Origin of the sequence: Mesobacillus subterraneus, from assembly GCF_023715485.1 — a bacterium.
Taxonomy (GTDB): Bacteria; Bacillota; Bacilli; order Bacillales; family Cytobacillaceae; genus Mesobacillus; species Mesobacillus subterraneus_B.
This window is the reverse complement of sequence record NZ_JAMBOF010000009.1, coordinates 197,993-214,311: the sequence shown is the minus strand read 5'-3', so window position 1 is coordinate 214,311 and position 16,319 is coordinate 197,993. Positions and strand designations below refer to the sequence as shown.

The following is a 16,319-nucleotide window of genomic DNA, read 5'->3' as shown; positions in this document are numbered from 1 at the left end:
AAAAAGCGCTTCTTTGGTGGAGTCTCCAGTTTCTGCGTTTCTGGACAGTCGGCTATACATTTCGATTTCGGTCCTGCCAATGAAGTCAAAGAACGACTTCACTGTCAGGCCCTCCAGCGCTTGTCGGGGCTGACTAAGGCGCTTGCGCTTTTCTTATCGAATTGCTTTATGCTCTTTAATGACTCTGAAGTATTTAAGTTCATCATCCTCAGGACCTTGTACAGGAAGGCCAGCTTCCATGTTAGTCTTGATGTAGACAAGGTTTTCTTCGGTGATGATTTCTCCTGGTATAAAAATCGGGATTCCTGGTGGATATACCATAACGAATTCTGCGATGATTCGTCCTTCTGATTGTTCAACAGAAACAACCTCTGTATCTGCGTAAAACGCATCGCGTGGTGTAAGTGCCAATAATGGGATGTCCGGCAGCATTACTTCGGCATGTACTTTTTCTGCAAGATAATGGAATTCCTTCGATAATTGCTGCAAAGCTTCAACGAGAATGTCCGCTTCCTTTTGCGTGTCACCAGGGGTGATGATGCAAAGGATGTTGTACAAGTCGGACAGCTCGACTTCGATATTGTATTTTTCACGAAGCCACTTTTCAACCTCATAACCTGTGATGTTCAAGTCCTTTATGCTGATCAGAACTTTTGTGGGATCGAAATCATAAGTAGCATTTGTTCCAAGCAGGTCTTCACCAGGGCAATAAAGATGCTCGATTTCGTTAACCTCATTGCGGATCCATTGTGCCAATTTTATCGTACGGTCGATAATTTCTCTTCCTTCTGTAGCCAGCCTTCTTCTTGCGGTATCCAATGATGCAAGCAACAGATATGAAGTTGAAGTGGTTGTCAGCATGCTTATGATTGATTGAACACGTTTAGCGGATACGAGTCCTTCTTTAACGTTCAGGATCGAACTTTGGGTCATCGAGCCGCCAAGCTTATGCACGCTCGTAGCTGCCATGTCTGCGCCTGCTTGCATCGCTGATAGTGGAAGATCATCATGGAAATGGATATGGACTCCATGTGCCTCGTCAACTAGAACAGGTACATTATAGGAATGAGCGATGTCGACGATCTTTTTTAAGTCAGCAGCGAACCCGAAATAAGTCGGATTGATGACAAGCAAGCCTTTTGCATCAGGATGCTGGTCTAAAGCCCTCTCAACTGAATCAGTCGTAATTCCGTGTGAGATCCCCAGTTTTTTATCGATTTCGGGATGGATGAAGATTGGTATCGCTCCTGAGAATACGATGGCCGACATAATTGATTTATGGACGTTCCTTGGGACAATGATCTTATCCCCAGGACCGCAGACTGTCATGATCATTGTCATGATTGCGCCGCTGGTCCCTTGGACTGAAAAGAAAGTATGGTCTGCGCCGAAAGCCTCTGCAGCCAATTCCTGTGCCTGCTTGATGATGCCTTTTGGAGAATGAAGGTCATCAAGCGGTCCGATGTTGATTAAGTCGATTGAAAGTGCATTATCGCCAATGAAATTTCTGAATTCAGGATCAATCCCACTGCCTTTTTTATGGCCTGGAATGTGAAACTGGACTGGATTCTTTTTAGCGTGTTCTAACAGGCTTGTAAATAACGGTGTTTCGTATTGTGACAATTGATGATCACACCTCTTTATTAAATTAGATTTTATTGTTCATAGGTTATAATTATTGTTGGGTATTTAAAAAAATAAAACACATGCATTATAGCACTAAACAGGCCCTTTGCAAAGAAATAATGCTGAGGGTGAATCAATAAATTCCGCGAGATCTTAGTCTGAGACAATAAAGACAGGGTAGTATTTATTGCTGATTTTCAAGTTAAAAAAAAACCCTGTATTTTTGGTTTCGGGTTCTTGTCGATTTGGATCCAGACCTGAAAGTTTTCATAAAAGCGGAAAAATCCTGAAGCCGGATTTTGCTTTTGAGTGTAAAAGCAAAAAAAATTACGAAAATAACCTAAATAAAAGAAAAAACAGGAATAGAAGCTCTATAAATAGAAGTAAATACAAAACAATAATGCAAGGGAGAGAGGACATGAACTGGAAAACCGATGTGACAGACCTGTTAGGAATACAATATCCAATTATCCAGGGGGGTCTTGCTTATTTGGCTTATTCTGATTTGGCCGGAGCTGTTTCGAACGCAGGAGGATTGGGACAGATAACTGCAATGTCCTTGCCAAACCCTGAGGCTTTAAGAAGTGAAATACATAAAGTGCGTTCCATGACAGATAAACCATTTGGAGTAAATTTTGCCATCGGACAACACGGAAGGCCATTTTCCCATTTTCTAGATGTGGCCATTGAAGAGAAGGTTCCAGTTATTTCGATGACTGGCGGAAATCCTGCCCCAATTTTTGAACAATTAAAAGGTACAAGTATAAAAAAATTAGTCCTTGTCGCAGCAAAAAGGCAAGCGCAGAAAGCTGAGGAGCTTGGGGCGGATGCGGTAATGGTTGTCGGCCAGGAAGGTGGCGGCCACCTTGGCAAAAGCGATATTGGAACAATGGTGTTAATCCCAACTGTTGTAGATGCCGTTAACATACCTGTTATTGCTTCAGGGGGAATCGGCGATGGGAGAGGCTTAATGGCGGCATTAAGCCTTGGCGCCGAGGGTATTGAAATGGGAACCAGGTTCATTGCGACAAAAGAGTGCATCCATGCAAATGAAAAGTATAAGCGCAGATTAGTCGAAGGTACAGAGAATGACACAACTGTTATAAAAAGAACTCTTGGGATGCCAGCGAGGGCTATTGCCAATCCTTTAACTGAAAGAATCCTTGAGATTGAGAAGGATGGCGGCGATTATGAGGCCTTAAAAGAGTTTATAAGTGGTACAGCTAACAGAAAGTATATATATGACGGGGATGAAGAAAACGGATTCGGCTGGGCTGGTCAGGTAATGGGCCTCATCAAGGATTCACCGAGTGTCAGTGAATTATTTGAAAGGGTTATGAAGGAAGCGGAAGAAATAAGAAAAACATGGGGTAATTAAAGTTTGGATTCCTTGCGCTTCATGATGAATAACTGTAAAATCGTTTATCATACAGGATGCTGAGGATTGTTTAACCTTGAGCAAAGCATGAAAAGCAGGTGAAATGATGGAGTATCAATATCCGATAGACTACACATGGTCCACAGATGAAATTGTCGACGTAATACATTTTTTTGACTGCATCGAAAAGGCATATGAAAAGGGTATCGACCGTAATATTTTGCTAAACGCCTACCGCCGCTTCAAAGAAATCGTTCCGGGTAAAGCTCAGGAGAAAACGATTTTCAATGAGTTTGAAGAAGTAAGCGGCTACGCTTCATATCAGGCCGTAAAAGCGCTGAAAGAAACAAGTACTAGCGAAAAGATAAAAGTCGTATCGCAAAGAAAAAAGCATTAATTCTATAAATAATGAGGAAGAGCCCATATAAATGTTAATGGGCTCTTTTTTTATGGCCAGCTCCGGCTCCTAATTCCTCGAATGCTTGTCTAGTTTTTGGGCGGTCCTCTATATTTCTGAACTGCCAGTAAAGTCAAAGAACGATTTCATTTACAGTTCCTCCATTGCACACGATGTATTTAAGCTAATCAGGCACAAATGATGGCGTTTTACATCGGCAAGCTCTTGTCGAAATTGGGCAGTCGCCTACGGATTTCAAGGTTTATGCCAATTTATATAGGGGTAATATCTCTTTAAATACAAACTCGATTTTTGAAAGCATTTCTTCTCCGCTAAGCTTGACTGCTTCCTCGCGAGGAACGTTCAGGCCGCAGAGGATTTCAGCCTTTTTTACGGTTTGAAGTCTCGTGAACATCGAAAGAAGGTCTTCCTTGGAAAGATCTCTATGCATGGTGGCATCTGGTTTCATATGGTCGCCAGACCAGTAGAACTCCTTAGGAATCTTTTTATGAATGGTGTCGATGTTCTTTGCGAGTTTTTTACCGAAAGCTTCCTTATCGGGAGCTTCGTAAATAACAGCAAACCAGATGAATACGTGTGTTTCCCAAAGTCCAATCTGAAAGTGAGGCAGCATTTTATAGCCTCTTGGATTGCTGGCAAATGCAACCCAAGTATCCTTTGGTGGATTAATAGTCCTCCGGGCATGCTTTGCAACATGGTAATGCATTTCATCGCCGGCAAGGGCGGATAATGTGGGAGCGAAGTGCTGGCCGAGTTCCTCCAGTTTTGGACGTATTTGAGCTTTTAGGGCCTCCATTCTTTCATCGAGCCCGTCAATATTGAAAACGTTAAAATCTGTATTTGTGAAACCTGAAAATGACAATATGATAACCTCCTAATGCTTTGTCAAATATTGTAGCAAAAGCTTCTTAAAAATAGAAGCAGCAGGAATTTTAAGAAAACTAGGTATACGCACATATTTGTACCATAGCCGACTGAAAATTCATACAATAAATAAAAAATCAGAAAATAATAGAGGAGTGTAAAATAATGAAACAACTTATAAATTCGACAAGGAAAAAAAATGGCGAGATGCAAAGAACGGCAGTACTGCGATTGGAAATGGATTATGAATTGGCAACGCTGTTCGATGCGATGACTGATTCCGATAAGCCGAAAATGAAAGAATGCAAACAAAAGCTCGAAAGAATCAGGCAAGAATTATTACGCTTGAAAGCTCTGTAATAATTATTAGATTTGAAAAGAAAAGGAAATAAGACATGACGAACTCCCATAAGACTAATTGCACAAACGACTACCCTTGACGAACTCCTGTAATGATGATGGAGTTCGTTTCTTGTGTTTTGCACAATATTTAATAAGATTTGCATGTACCAATGGTACCAGGGGGAAACCTAATACTTGATGGAAATGGTTGATATCCGATAAGCTAAAATAGATTCCAAAAGCTTGCGTGATAGTAAAAATATAAGATCGGGGGAAAGCTTAATGGAATATAATCTGAAAGAAATTGATACATACGCGAAAAACTGGATTAAGGCTGCCGGAGAGAACATCAGGTCTTCTTTTCCAAAAACCTTGAATGTTACGACCAAGTCCAATCCAAATGACCTGGTGACAGATATAGACAAAGGAACAGAGCAATATTTTATAGAAAAAATTAAAGGCACCTTTCCCAATCATCGTATCTTGGGGGAAGAAGGCTATGGTGATGATATAACTGATTTAACAGGGGTAGTTTGGATCATAGACCCGATCGATGGCACGATGAACTTTATCCATCAGCAGCGGAATTTTGCGATTTCAATTGGGATATATATTGATGGCGAAGGAATGATTGGCCTCATTTACGATGTTGTCCACGATGAATTGTATCATTGTATCAAAGGAGAAGGGGTCTTTTTGAATAAGAAAGCAATCCCTAAACTGGAGGCGTCAAAAGTAAATGAATCAATCATTGCCCTTAATGCGACGTGGGTGGCTCCGAATAAGCGAATCAATCATGAACTGCTTATACCTCTTGTGAAGGATGTCAGAGGAACTCGTTCATATGGTTCAGCAGCCATGGAAATGGTTTATGTAGCGACAGGAAGAATAGATGCCTATTTGACACCAAGGCTTGCACCGTGGGATATTGCTGCTGGAATCATAATGATCAAAGAACTCGGCGGAAAGGCTACGAACCTCAGGGGTGAAGAATTGGATATGCTGAAGGAAAATTCCTTGTTTGTTTCCAAGCCGGGCCTGCATGGGGACATTCTGAAGAATTATCTTAAGGATGGTAAATGGTAAAATTAGTATCCCGGTCGCTTGAAAGCTCTGACCTCTCATTTTTCCAGGAGTTGGTCTCTGACAGCCGAAAATGGAGAACTATTGAATTGAAGAGCGCTGAACTAAGCGATTATATGAGACAATACGAAGAATACGCTGGTGAATGGCGGATGTGGGAGAAAGAAAACCGTCCGGTTGCTATTTCCTTTCATGTTGAATCTGCGCCTTCAAATCAGAAGCCGTGGCTGGGAACATTATTAGTGAAAGCGTCAGAAAGGCGAAAAGGCATTGGTATCTCTGTGATCAACATTCTGTCTGCAGAAATAAAGGTAAAAGGGCACAAGGCAATGTTTGCTGGAATGCCGATAGATGAATATGAGTGGTCAAACTTCCTTAATGATTGTGGTTTTGAACAGTTTAAGTCTGAAGAATATAAAGGCGAAACATATTTGATCATGGTTCGTCCGCTTGAATAAAACCGGCTGGAAACCAGCCGGTTTTATTCATCCTTTATAAAATCGGGAGGAGTTACAGCTCCCCTGCTTCCCTCATTTCCTTTTTCTTCTTAAAACCGAAGCCCATAACGAGCACCAGTGCAACGATGCAGGCTACAGCACCAACAATGCTCCGTTCCCCAATGGCTATGCCAATTCCGATCATGCATGAAGCGGCTGCAAAAGCGAAAAATAATAATGGCCATTTTATTTGCTTCAAGGTAGTTCCCCCATTCGACATTTGGTTGCAAATAGTATTATATTTAATTGTACATTAAAATGCTTTAGGGTTTCTACTCTAATTATGTTATAATATGTAGGTTGTGTAAAAAGCCAAAAGATAAATTATGATATTAAAGGCAGGGTGACTTTTTTGAAATTAAGAGAAGATATTAGAAATATAGCAATTATTGCCCACGTTGACCACGGTAAAACAACTTTGGTTGACCAGCTTCTAAAGCAATCGGGTACTTTCCGTACAAATGAGCACGTGGAAGAAAGAGCAATGGATTCAAATGATTTAGAAAGAGAACGCGGAATTACAATTCTTGCGAAAAATACAGCAATTCAATATAAGGATAATCGCATTAATATCCTTGATACTCCTGGCCATGCTGACTTTGGTGGTGAAGTTGAACGTATCATGAAGATGGTTGATGGCGTATTATTGGTTGTCGATGCATATGAAGGCTGTATGCCACAGACTCGCTTTGTTTTGAAAAAAGCGCTTGAGCAGCATTTAACACCAATTGTTGTTGTTAACAAGATCGACCGCGATTTCGCTCGTCCACAAGAAGTTGTAGATGAAGTAATTGATTTGTTCATAGAACTTGGAGCGGATGAAGACCAGCTTGAATTCCCGGTTGTCTATGCTTCAGCAATCAACGGTACAGCTAGCTTAAATCCAGAACAGCAAGATGAAAACATGCAGTCACTGTATGAATCCATCATTGAACATATCCCTGCACCTATTGATAATCGCGAAGAGCCGCTTCAATTCCAGGTAGCCCTTCTTGATTACAATGATTATGTAGGCAGAATCGGGATTGGCCGTGTTTTCCGCGGTACAATGAAGGTAGGCCAGCAGGTTGCCTTGATGAAATTGGATGGATCAGTTAAGCAATTCCGTGTAACGAAAATCTTCGGTTTCTTTGGCTTGAAGCGCCAGGAAGTAGAGGAAGCGTTTGCTGGTGATTTAATTGCTTTATCTGGTATGGAAGATATCAATGTTGGTGAAACGGTATGTCCATTCGACCAGCAGGATGCCCTGCCGGTTCTAAGAATCGATGAGCCTACACTTCAAATGACGTTCCTTGTAAACAACAGTCCATTTGCCGGAAGAGAAGGCAAATATTTAACTTCAAGGAAAATTGAAGAAAGACTTCGTGCACAGCTTCAGACCGATGTTAGCTTGAGAGTGGAAAACACAGATTCACCAGATGCTTGGATCGTTTCAGGACGCGGTGAGCTTCACCTATCAATTCTGATTGAAAACATGCGCCGTGAAGGTTATGAGCTTCAAGTATCAAAGCCTGAAGTTATTGTCAGGGAAGTTGACGGTGTAAGATGTGAACCAGTTGAACGCGTTCAAATCGATGTTCCTGAAGAAAACACTGGAGCGGTTATGGAGTCCATTGGTGCCCGTAAAGGTGAAATGCTCGACATGATCAATAACGGAAGCGGCCAGGTTCGACTGATTTTCAATGTACCTGCACGTGGACTTATTGGATATACAACGGAATTTTTAACATTGACTCGTGGATATGGTATCATTAACCATACATTCGACAGCTACCAGCCGATGCTTCAAGGCCAGGTAGGCGGACGCCGCCAGGGTGTTCTAGTATCAATGGAATCTGGAAAATCTTCTACTTATGGAATCATGCAGGTAGAAGACCGCGGAACGATTTTCGTTGAGCCAGGCACTGAAATTTATGAGGGCATGATCGTCGGCGAGCATACTCGTGAAAATGATATCACTGTCAATATCACGAAAGTAAAAGCTGCCACCAATATTCGTTCTGCGAATAAGGACCAGACATCTGTCATCAAGAAGCCAAGGATCATGACTCTGGAAGAATCATTAGAGTACTTGAACGATGACGAGTATTGCGAAGTAACACCAGAATCAATCAGACTCCGCAAAAAGATTCTTGATAAGAACGAGCGTGAAAGACAGGCTAAAAAGAAGAAATTTGCTGAGGCTTAATTAAGTAGGGGGAAGAAACATGGATGTAAGCCAGAGATTATCATTTTTTGCAGCATTATTCAGAGTAGATGAGAATCCGACGGTTGGTATGTGGCTGCTTTATCTTACAATAGCGGCGTTAAGCATCCTTGTTTACAAACTGGGGTTTGCTCAAAAACTGCCTTTGCTCAAAAATGTCATAATTTACGCATTCTTGTTGCTTGGCTCTACAGTCCTTACCTTCCTCGCTATATTTCTTCCAATCGCTGAAGGACTTGTGGCGGCTGCGCTGATCCTGATTATTTATAAACTCAGGCTGCGCCAGCATAAAAAAGAAGAAATGAATGTGAAATAGGGAGTTGGCGATATGAAATCACTCCAGGATGCTATATACAATTGGCTGACGATTAAGATTGTCAGCGATGCCCGGCCTGAAGATACAGCAGCTGTGGAAACAACCCAATTGTTTGAACAAATTCTTGCCGATGAACATAATGTCGAATCAAAAGAATTAAAACGTGATGCAATCATGTATTATGTGACAGTATTCCAGGAAGGTAACTCTAAGGAATACCGCTTTCCGCGTGACCTGATTGAGGTTATGCTCGATCAGATCAGGCAGGAACCAGACAAATATGTGAACTACCCGGAAGAATAAAAAATCCGCCCTATTTTGGGCGGATTTTTTTAAAGAGAGAAAAAAGTATAAATTTCACTTAGAGAAATATCCAGCTCCAGCGCCTAGCCCCTCGAGTCGCTTGTAGGGGCTGACCAAGGCGCTTGCGCTTTTCTTATACTTACCAATCATCCTTTTCGACACGGGTGCGGTAAAGCCTGAAGTTTCCTGTAGCAAGCCTGAGCTTAGTTTTCTCAGCAATTCTTTCATCGCATGTATTGCACATATATGTATGGATCGGCCGATTCCGTAGCCGTTTTGCCTGAAGGGTATCGCTATTGATGGTTTCAATTTTATCGCAAAGCACGCATTTGACTCTCATTCTTACACCTCTTATTCGTGATATTCATACATAGCTTGTTTCAGTTTGGATTATATTATAGTATATCATTGTTTCAGAATCTTTTCGTAAAGTTTGTGTTTTTACCCATTTTTCTTGTTTCCGGAACAACCCCTAAAGGCTCGGAACATCGAAACGAATGAGGAATATAAAGATTTATGAGTGAAAAACGTTTGATTTGCCCTGTGCAAAGGGTTCGTAGTACTATTATGATAGTTGAAGGAGGGTGAATATGGCAAATCAAGTAGAACCTAAACTGATCAAACCTTTGTTTGATGAACTTCAAAAAGAGCGTTTCGTAACATTGGCGACAGTCGACCACGCAACAGGCGGCCCTAATGTCAGTGCTATTTCATGGGTGCTTGCGAAGGATGAAGAAACAATATGCTTTGCGGTAGATAACCGGTCCCGCATCATCGAGAATATTAAAGGCAACGCAAATGCTGTGATCAACCTGATCGCAAATGAATCTACATATTCAATCAGCGGGACTGCCAGCGTAAAGCAGGAAAAGCTTGAAGATGTTCCATTGAAGCTTGCGCTTGTAGAAATCAAGATCAGCGAAGTAAGGGACGTTATGTTCTATGGCTCAAAAATTGTCGCTGAACCACAATATGATAAAACATATGACAAAGATGCAGCAGCACGCCTTGATAAGCAAGTAATGGACGCAATGAGAAAAGCTTAGTCAAAATGACTAAGCTTTTTTTGTTCGGGAAATCAGAAAATTATTTAGTTCTTCAACGCTCGGCCCTCCAGCGCTTGTCGGAACTGAATGAAGCCCTTGTGCTTTTTTTTGGTTATTTAGGTGAAAGGACTCACCCGTTACTTATGGTAATTGGATTGTTGTTCCTGATTATTTTCAAGCTGTTTCTTTTCTTTTTGATCTAGTTTTTTCTTGTTATCTTCAGTAGGGCTCTTTGTTTGGGGTTCTATCATGTCTGCCGGCACCTCTGGCATTATCCTTCCTGTAATATCCGATAGTTCGTTCATGATTCCGAGGATAGGCTTTCCATTTTTGATATCCTCAGAAATCTCCTTTAATCTTGCTGTGATATCAGGATCGGCTACTACGACTGCACGTGCTCCATGAGGGTCTTTCTTTAAAGCTTCAGCTACGGTGTATTTAACTGTATCGACTTCAGACCTTTCCATGTTGTCATTGACATCTATCCCAACAATAGCGTACCGTCCGACAACGACTGCTGCAGCATCATCGATATTCGGAATATGTGTTGTCAGGTTCACCAGATGGCGCGAAATCTTCTGTCCTGATTGACGGTCAACCTCCTGGATCGCGCTGTTCTGGACCTTTACTTTATGGTCTTTATCATTCTGTTCCGCATTATTCTGCATATTGCATGCACTGATAAACAGAAGTAACGATATAGCAGCAATCAATCTTATCATGATAATCCCTCCGGATAATTTTTCGATGGAAACAATGCCTTGAGAATGGCAGGAATGCTATATAAAAAAAGAAATGCTCAAAGGTTATTGTGCAAAACATCTTCTATCTTTATTCAAGAAGTCATATATTTTACCAAAGTCCCGGCCAAGGCTGCCAAGTTAGCCAGAGTCGAGATCAAGAAGGCGGGAGGCATCAATTTGAGTAAAATATACGTACTAGATACAAACGTCTTATTACAGGATCCACACGCGATTTTTTCTTTTCAAGATAATGAAGTTGTCATACCTGCTGTAGTCCTAGAGGAAGTGGATTCAAAGAAAAGATATATGGATGAGATTGGGCGCAATGCGCGCCAGGTTTCAAGGCTTATAGACGGGATGAGAGAAACTGGGAAATTGCATGAGAAAATCAATCTTGAAGGCGGCGGTACGCTCCGGATTGAGCTTAATCACCGTTCGTTCCATCAGCTTCAGGAAATCTTCGTTGAAAAGACAAATGACAATCGGATTCTCGCTGTAGCCAAGAATCTGAGCCTGGAAGAAGAAACGAAGGAAGATGGCCGCCCTGTAATTCTGGTCAGTAAGGATGCATTGGTCAGGGTAAAGGCAGATGCAATAGGGCTGCTGGCTGAGGATTTTCTCAGCGACAGAGTCGTTGAGTTGAATCATTTATACTCCGGCTATGCAGAGGTATATCTCGAAATAGAAGTCCTTAACCGTTTTTACGAAAAGGGAGAACTCAATATATCTGATTTGAACGGCCAAAATTTTTTATATCCTAATCAATTCCTAATCATGAAGGATATATTGGGGAGCTCAGCCTCGGCAATCGGTATGGTAGACGCAAAGAAGAAGAAAGTAAAGAAGCTCGTATTTGAACATGAGGGAAAGCAAATCTGGGGAATCCGACCGAGAAACGTACAGCAAATCATGGCAATGGAACTGCTTTTGCGGCAAGACATGCCCCTTATCACGCTAATTGGCCGTGCAGGAACAGGAAAGACGTTGCTGGCGCTGGCATCAGGTCTTCTGCAAACTGAGGATCTTGGTATCTTCAAAAAGCTGTTGGTTGCGAGGCCGATTGTACCTGTTGGCAAGGACTTAGGTTTTCTGCCAGGTGAAAAAGAGGAAAAGTTAAGGCCATGGATGCAGCCTATATTCGATAATCTCGAGTTTTTATTTAATACGAAAAAACCGGGTGAACTGGATGCGATTCTTGCAGGAATGGGTTCAATTGAAGTAGAAGCATTGACCTACATCAGGGGAAGGAGCATTCCTGATCAATTCATCATCATAGATGAAGCCCAGAACCTGACGAAGCATGAAGTGAAGACGATACTGACCAGGGTAGGGGAACGGAGTAAGATTGTTCTAATGGGTGACCCGGAACAAATTGACCATCCATATCTTGACGCATACAACAATGGTCTGACTTACGTGGTAGAGAAGTTCAAAGACCAGCAGATTGCCGGCCATGTTCAGCTGATAAAAGGTGAAAGGTCACCTCTTGCTCAGCTCGCTGCTGACCTTCTGAAATAAAAAAACGGGCATCTAAAACGATGCCCGTTGGCTAAACCCTACATATCATTCAATCGTGAACCCAGTCACATTTTTGATTGGGTTACCTTGGTTTGAACCGTCATGATAATAAACATGCAAAGGGCCATCTTCCTTTAATGGCTTGCCATTTTTAGAAAAGCCGAGAATAACTGCAGAAGCTTCATCAATAGGCAGCTTTACCTGTTCATTGCTTCCGCATTCAATCACAACAGTATTTGCGTCCTTGTCTGGTTCTGAATTCTCAAGAAATGACTTGAACGGAATACCGAATGTACCGGTCAAAACTTTTTCCTTTTGGAATTTAACTTCAGTTTTTAAAGTCGGAGGATATACAGCTCCCTCCATAATTTCTCGGTCCCAATGCTTCGAAATCGATTTGGTATAATCTTCAAGGTCACTTCCTGCTGATTGTTGCTGCATGAAATATGTATTCAAATCTACTTTTCTGTCGTCAAAAATCCATACCCCTGGATCCAAAGTGATCTTGTATTTAACTTTTCCTTTTATAGGGACGATTGTTTCCATAATTTCCTCCAGTCCTGCCAAGACATATTATTTAATAAGTATAACGATAAATTCACGAATTGTCATACAGTCAGGGTTCTAGCATGCATCCAATAATTTCTGAATCCTTAATATTCTTGCATTTTTGGCGGCTTAAGGGTAAAATTTAAAGATAGGATCGGGTAATCGCTCGGAAACGGGGGGATCAAGTTGGCGTCTGATATGATAATTAACCATCAGGAAAAAGCCCATGCCTTGCTTAAGGCTGACGCTGATAAAATTTTAAAGCTGATCAAGGTGCAAATGGATAACCTGACAATGCCTCAATGCCCTCTTTATGAAGAGGTTTTAGATACGCAAATGTTTGGATTATCGAGAGAAATAGATTTTGCAGTAAGACTCGGCTTAATCGAAGAATCAGATGGCAAAGTAATTCTTGGCCAATTGGAAAGAGAACTTTCCATCTTGCATGAGGCTTCGTTAAAAAAATAAATTCATAAGAACTCAAACAGTCCTATTAGATTGTTTGAGTTTTTTTGTGAGGCTCTATTCATGCCTGGTAATTAACATTTTAATAATCCTGGGATTTCTTTTAGATGACAATATTTAAGGTTGTTTTAAGTTTTCACGAACTTTTCCTTAAACAAAGGCAGGATATTTCAACTTATAGTAGAATAGATAAAACAACTTAGAAGATGGGGAAGAGACAATGTTAAAAAAAATACTGAAATCCTATGACTATTCATTGATCATTGTTATTGTGCTCTTAAGCCTGTTCGGTCTTGTCATGGTGTACAGTGCCAGCATGGTTACCTGGCATGGAGTAGATAGTGATTTCTTCTATGAAAAACAAAAATTCAACTTATTAGCGGCTTTAGTTGTATTTGTCATTGCGGCCCTTTTTCCTTATAAAGCTATGAAAAGCACAAAGCTGCTTCTGCCTATGGTTGTTTTAACCCTCATAGGATTACTGGTTTTATTCGTGGTTGGTAAGGTAGCTGGTAATGCCCTTAGCTGGATTGAAATGGGAGCTAGAAGCATTCAGCCATCTGAGCTGGCAAAGCTGAGCGTCATCATTTATCTTTCAGCAGTATACGCTAAGAAACAATCCTACATAAATCAGTTCAATAAAGGGGTATTACCTCCCTTATTATTTCTGGTCATGGTATTTTTTCTGATTGCCTTGCAGCCGGACTTCGGTACAGCTGGTATTATCATGCTTATTGCTGCAGCGATTATTTTATCTTCCGGAATGAATTTCAAAAATATTATGAAGCTTGTCATGATTGTTATGATTTTACTAGTACCGGTTTCTCTAGTGCTGAAGGATGAGGTCTTTTCGGAAAAACGGATGGCGCGTCTAACTTCTTACAGCAACCCTTTTAATGACGAACAAAAATCAGGGTATCAACTAGCGAATGCTTATTATGCTATAGGTTCGGGTGGGATTACGGGTCTTGGTTTGGGACAAAGCAATCAAAAACTTGGATATTTGCCAGAAGCCCATACAGATTTTATAATCGCCGTCATATCTGAGGAGCTAGGAATTTTCGGTGTAGGATTTGTATTGTTAAGCCTTGCTTTTATCGTATTAAAAGGGATCCATATAGGCCTGAAATGTAAAGACCCATTTGGGAGCTTACTTGCCATTGGGATTGCCAGTATGATTGGTATTCAATCATTCGTTAACCTTGGAGGAGCAACGGGAGTCATTCCTTTGACTGGAGTTCCACTGCCATTTGTAAGCTATGGTGGCTCCTCGCTGCTTCAGCTGGCAATTGCAACGGGAATACTTGTCAATGTTTCAATGTTTGTGAATTTCGAAGAGAAGTATAGGAAGGACAGCGTATCGCAGCCAAAACCGAAGCCTGCGATCGTTTCACAAAACTCTTTTAAATTCAGATCTTAATTGAAGTGAATTGGTATTAAGGCTTAATAACAAAAAAAGGTGCAGCCATTGCTGCACCTTTTCTTATTTAGCTTTCGCTGGAGGAAGACTTGCTGGATCATGATTCTTTATTCTTTCCGCATTTTTCTTGCTTCTGGATACAAGAAGGATAAAGTAGCTGAAGACACCGAATAGTACTGATATAAAGAAAGCGTGCGCCAAAGCGATATATAAATTAAGTCTTGTAAAAATAATCAGCGCACCTGCAATCACCTGGAGTGAAACAAGGCTGAAAGAAATGAGCCATCCCCTATATAATACCTTTTCGTGTTTGTAATACTTTACAGCTAGGTAAGTGACATATGCTATCCATATAAAAATGAATCCTGCTGCTGCTCTGTGTCCCATTTGCACCCATTCATATATATTTGTCGGGAGCAGAGAACCATCGTTTGTGCATAATGGCCAATCTTTGCATACGAGACTCGCGTTCATATGCCGGACAAGAGCTCCGGTATAAACCACCATGTAGCTGTACACCGTAAGACCGATGATATGAAATGTCATTCTTTTATCGATGACGAGTTTTTCAGCCTGGAACTTTTTATCAACTTCGAAAATAAGCATGGTCAATAAAAGAACGGCGGCAAACGAAATAAGAGATATGCCGAAGTGAAGTGCCAGCACAAAATCTGATTGCCCCCATTTTACAGCAGCAGCACCAATCAGTGCCTGCAGCATCAGGAAGAAAAATGATAAAACGGATAAAAACTTGGTTTCACGAATATGTCCGATTGACTTCCATGTCCAAATAGAAAGAATCAGGACCATGATGCCAACGCTTCCGGATACAAGCCTGTGTGCGAGCTCGATCACTAGTTCGGGCGTTATGTCTGTTGGAACGAATTCTCCATTGCAAAGCGGCCAGGATCTTCCGCAGCCCATTCCAGAATCCGTCTTGGTTACCAATGCTCCTCCGAGCAAAACAAAAAGCATTCCGATCGTGGTCAAAACAGCCAGCCACTTAAGGGAACGTTTCATAACAATCACCTGCTTATTCAAAGTTCGATAAGTTGTCAAATAATAAACTTGACATGTATAATAAAAGAATCGTGTGGAAAAGGAAGTATTCTATCCATATAATATCGAATTTTGGCGAATAGGATAGAAAGCAATACTTAAGATACTACACAATAAAAGCCAATAATTCAATACTTCTTGTCTGGATAGGCAGGAAAGGTTTTTATGGGAAAAAATCACCTGGCAAGATTCATTAACCGGAATCTAAAAGGGATACATACCAGCAATATGGCAATCATGAAAATATTATCCAAAAATATATAAATTAAGCTAGTAGAGAATTTTTAAATGCTTCTTTATTTTAAGGTAATATTCCTTGCAATAAAAATGATCTTTGTGGATAATGGCGGTAAGACACAAATTAGTCAAATTTTGTTCAAAAAAAATTCACAAAAAAGTTGTGAAGTGTGATTTAATATACAACGTAGGTGTTATTTTTCTACACAAATATTTAACAGCCTTTACACGATTAAAATAGTGAAAACT

General features: G+C 40.9%; 19 protein-coding genes. 12 read left to right on the top strand and 7 right to left on the bottom strand.

The annotated features are described in order from the left end of the window. Nucleotides 1-153 precede the first annotated feature (153 nt). Entirely contained in the window at nt 154-1,623 is a 1,470-nt protein-coding gene (locus M3204_RS15215; protein WP_251483235.1) for an aminotransferase class I/II-fold pyridoxal phosphate-dependent enzyme, read from the bottom strand. Nucleotides 1,624-2,044: 421 nt separating this feature from the next. Here M3204_RS15215 and M3204_RS15210 point away from each other — a divergent pair, with 421 nt between their 5' ends. Both M3204_RS15210 and M3204_RS15205 read left to right on the top strand, forming a co-directional pair. Further along, nucleotides 2,045-3,004, top strand: coding sequence for an NAD(P)H-dependent flavin oxidoreductase (locus M3204_RS15210; protein WP_251483234.1), 960 nt, complete (start codon nt 2,045-2,047; stop codon nt 3,002-3,004). Between the two features lie 106 nt (nt 3,005-3,110). Beyond that, on the top strand, nt 3,111-3,401 hold the full coding sequence (locus M3204_RS15205) for a UPF0223 family protein (protein ID WP_251483249.1): 291 nt from the start codon (nt 3,111-3,113) through the stop codon (nt 3,399-3,401). Between the two features lie 262 nt (nt 3,402-3,663). On the opposite strand, the gene M3204_RS15200 is transcribed toward M3204_RS15205, so the two are convergent. Beyond that, nucleotides 3,664-4,284 carry a YktB family protein gene (locus M3204_RS15200; RefSeq protein WP_251483233.1) on the bottom strand — a complete coding sequence of 207 codons (621 nt, stop codon included), beginning with the start codon at nt 4,282-4,284 and terminating at the stop codon, nt 3,664-3,666. A gap of 167 nt (nt 4,285-4,451) precedes the next feature. On the opposite strand from M3204_RS15200, the gene M3204_RS15195 reads away from it, so the two are divergent. The 3 genes from M3204_RS15195 to M3204_RS15185 all read left to right on the top strand — a co-directional run bounded on the left by M3204_RS15195 (nt 4,452) and on the right by M3204_RS15185 (nt 6,169). Beyond that, complete coding sequence (locus M3204_RS15195; RefSeq protein WP_251483232.1) at nt 4,452-4,646, top strand: hypothetical protein; 195 nt, start codon at nt 4,452-4,454, stop codon at nt 4,644-4,646. Between the two features lie 264 nt (nt 4,647-4,910). Then, nucleotides 4,911-5,714 (top strand): inositol monophosphatase family protein, encoded by an 804-nt coding sequence (locus M3204_RS15190; RefSeq protein WP_251483231.1) that lies wholly within the window; start codon nt 4,911-4,913, stop codon nt 5,712-5,714. Next, entirely contained in the window at nt 5,708-6,169 is a 462-nt protein-coding gene (locus tag M3204_RS15185; protein ID WP_251483229.1) for a GNAT family N-acetyltransferase, read from the top strand. Before M3204_RS15190 ends, M3204_RS15185 begins: the two co-directional genes overlap by 7 nt. Nucleotides 6,170-6,221: 52 nt before the next feature. Here M3204_RS15185 and M3204_RS15180 read toward each other — a convergent pair whose 3' ends face one another. After that, on the bottom strand, nt 6,222-6,407 hold the full coding sequence (locus tag M3204_RS15180) for a YlaF family protein (RefSeq protein WP_251483227.1): 186 nt from the start codon (nt 6,405-6,407) through the stop codon (nt 6,222-6,224). A gap of 153 nt (nt 6,408-6,560) precedes the next feature. Between M3204_RS15180 and typA the strand changes: the two genes are divergently transcribed. Genes typA through M3204_RS15165 form a run of 3 tightly spaced genes read left to right on the top strand, consistent with a single transcriptional unit; the run spans nt 6,561 to nt 9,033 of the window. Continuing rightward, on the top strand, nt 6,561-8,396 hold the full coding sequence (gene typA / locus M3204_RS15175; protein ID WP_251483226.1) for a translational GTPase TypA: 1,836 nt from the start codon (nt 6,561-6,563) through the stop codon (nt 8,394-8,396). 19 nt (nt 8,397-8,415) lie between these two features. Further along, a complete protein-coding gene (locus M3204_RS15170; protein ID WP_251483224.1) occupies nt 8,416-8,730 on the top strand; it encodes a YlaH-like family protein in 315 nt (104 codons plus the stop codon). A gap of 12 nt (nt 8,731-8,742) precedes the next feature. Continuing rightward, entirely contained in the window at nt 8,743-9,033 is a 291-nt protein-coding gene (locus tag M3204_RS15165) for a hypothetical protein (protein WP_251483222.1), read from the top strand. A 139-nt stretch (nt 9,034-9,172) separates the two neighbouring features. Here M3204_RS15165 and M3204_RS15160 read toward each other — a convergent pair whose 3' ends face one another. Beyond that, nucleotides 9,173-9,373 carry a YlaI family protein gene (locus M3204_RS15160; protein WP_251483221.1) on the bottom strand — a complete coding sequence of 67 codons (201 nt, stop codon included), beginning with the start codon at nt 9,371-9,373 and terminating at the stop codon, nt 9,173-9,175. Nucleotides 9,374-9,623: 250 nt separating this feature from the next. On the opposite strand from M3204_RS15160, the gene M3204_RS15155 reads away from it, so the two are divergent. Further along, nucleotides 9,624-10,079, top strand: a complete 456-nt coding sequence (locus M3204_RS15155) for a pyridoxamine 5'-phosphate oxidase family protein (RefSeq protein ID WP_251483219.1) — start codon at nt 9,624-9,626, stop codon at nt 10,077-10,079. Between the two features lie 137 nt (nt 10,080-10,216). Here M3204_RS15155 and M3204_RS15150 read toward each other — a convergent pair whose 3' ends face one another. Then, complete coding sequence (locus tag M3204_RS15150) at nt 10,217-10,801, bottom strand: YhcN/YlaJ family sporulation lipoprotein (RefSeq protein ID WP_251483217.1); 585 nt, start codon at nt 10,799-10,801, stop codon at nt 10,217-10,219. Nucleotides 10,802-10,999: 198 nt separating this feature from the next. Between M3204_RS15150 and M3204_RS15145 the strand changes: the two genes are divergently transcribed. Then, complete coding sequence (locus tag M3204_RS15145; RefSeq protein ID WP_251483214.1) at nt 11,000-12,340, top strand: PhoH family protein; 1,341 nt, start codon at nt 11,000-11,002, stop codon at nt 12,338-12,340. Nucleotides 12,341-12,385: 45 nt separating this feature from the next. Here the strand turns inward: M3204_RS15145 and M3204_RS15140 are convergent, their stop codons facing one another. Continuing rightward, complete coding sequence (locus M3204_RS15140; RefSeq protein WP_251483212.1) at nt 12,386-12,886, bottom strand: peptidyl-prolyl cis-trans isomerase; 501 nt, start codon at nt 12,884-12,886, stop codon at nt 12,386-12,388. A gap of 189 nt (nt 12,887-13,075) precedes the next feature. On the opposite strand from M3204_RS15140, the gene M3204_RS15135 reads away from it, so the two are divergent. Beyond that, nucleotides 13,076-13,357, top strand: coding sequence for a YlaN family protein (locus M3204_RS15135; protein ID WP_251483210.1), 282 nt, complete (start codon nt 13,076-13,078; stop codon nt 13,355-13,357). A 217-nt stretch (nt 13,358-13,574) separates the two neighbouring features. After that, the gene (locus M3204_RS15130) at nt 13,575-14,774 is read left to right on the top strand and encodes an FtsW/RodA/SpoVE family cell cycle protein (RefSeq protein ID WP_251483209.1); all 1,200 of its coding nucleotides are present in this window, start codon (nt 13,575-13,577) and stop codon (nt 14,772-14,774) included. A gap of 63 nt (nt 14,775-14,837) precedes the next feature. On the opposite strand, the gene M3204_RS15125 is transcribed toward M3204_RS15130, so the two are convergent. After that, nucleotides 14,838-15,794 carry a COX15/CtaA family protein gene (locus M3204_RS15125; protein WP_251483207.1) on the bottom strand — a complete coding sequence of 319 codons (957 nt, stop codon included), beginning with the start codon at nt 15,792-15,794 and terminating at the stop codon, nt 14,838-14,840. Nucleotides 15,795-16,319 lie beyond the last annotated feature (525 nt).

Bases quoted from the DNA above. Each gene is read 5' to 3' on its own strand.
- M3204_RS15190 (WP_251483231.1), top strand. From the start codon at position 4,911: ATGGAATATAATCTGAAAGAAATTGATACATACGCGAAAAACTGGATT.
- M3204_RS15195 (WP_251483232.1), top strand. From the start codon at position 4,452: ATGAAACAACTTATAAATTCGACAAGGAAAAAAAATGGCGAGATGCAA.
- M3204_RS15150 (WP_251483217.1), bottom strand. From the start codon at position 10,801: ATGATAAGATTGATTGCTGCTATATCGTTACTTCTGTTTATCAGTGCA.
- M3204_RS15165 (WP_251483222.1), top strand. From the start codon at position 8,743: ATGAAATCACTCCAGGATGCTATATACAATTGGCTGACGATTAAGATT.
- M3204_RS15130 (WP_251483209.1), top strand. From the start codon at position 13,575: ATGTTAAAAAAAATACTGAAATCCTATGACTATTCATTGATCATTGTT.
- M3204_RS15125 (WP_251483207.1), bottom strand. From the start codon at position 15,794: ATGAAACGTTCCCTTAAGTGGCTGGCTGTTTTGACCACGATCGGAATG.
- M3204_RS15170 (WP_251483224.1), top strand. From the start codon at position 8,416: ATGGATGTAAGCCAGAGATTATCATTTTTTGCAGCATTATTCAGAGTA.
- M3204_RS15185 (WP_251483229.1), top strand. From the start codon at position 5,708: ATGGTAAAATTAGTATCCCGGTCGCTTGAAAGCTCTGACCTCTCATTT.
- M3204_RS15160 (WP_251483221.1), bottom strand. From the start codon at position 9,373: ATGAGAGTCAAATGCGTGCTTTGCGATAAAATTGAAACCATCAATAGC.
- M3204_RS15205 (WP_251483249.1), top strand. From the start codon at position 3,111: ATGGAGTATCAATATCCGATAGACTACACATGGTCCACAGATGAAATT.
- M3204_RS15140 (WP_251483212.1), bottom strand. From the start codon at position 12,886: ATGGAAACAATCGTCCCTATAAAAGGAAAAGTTAAATACAAGATCACT.
- M3204_RS15210 (WP_251483234.1), top strand. From the start codon at position 2,045: ATGAACTGGAAAACCGATGTGACAGACCTGTTAGGAATACAATATCCA.
- M3204_RS15155 (WP_251483219.1), top strand. From the start codon at position 9,624: ATGGCAAATCAAGTAGAACCTAAACTGATCAAACCTTTGTTTGATGAA.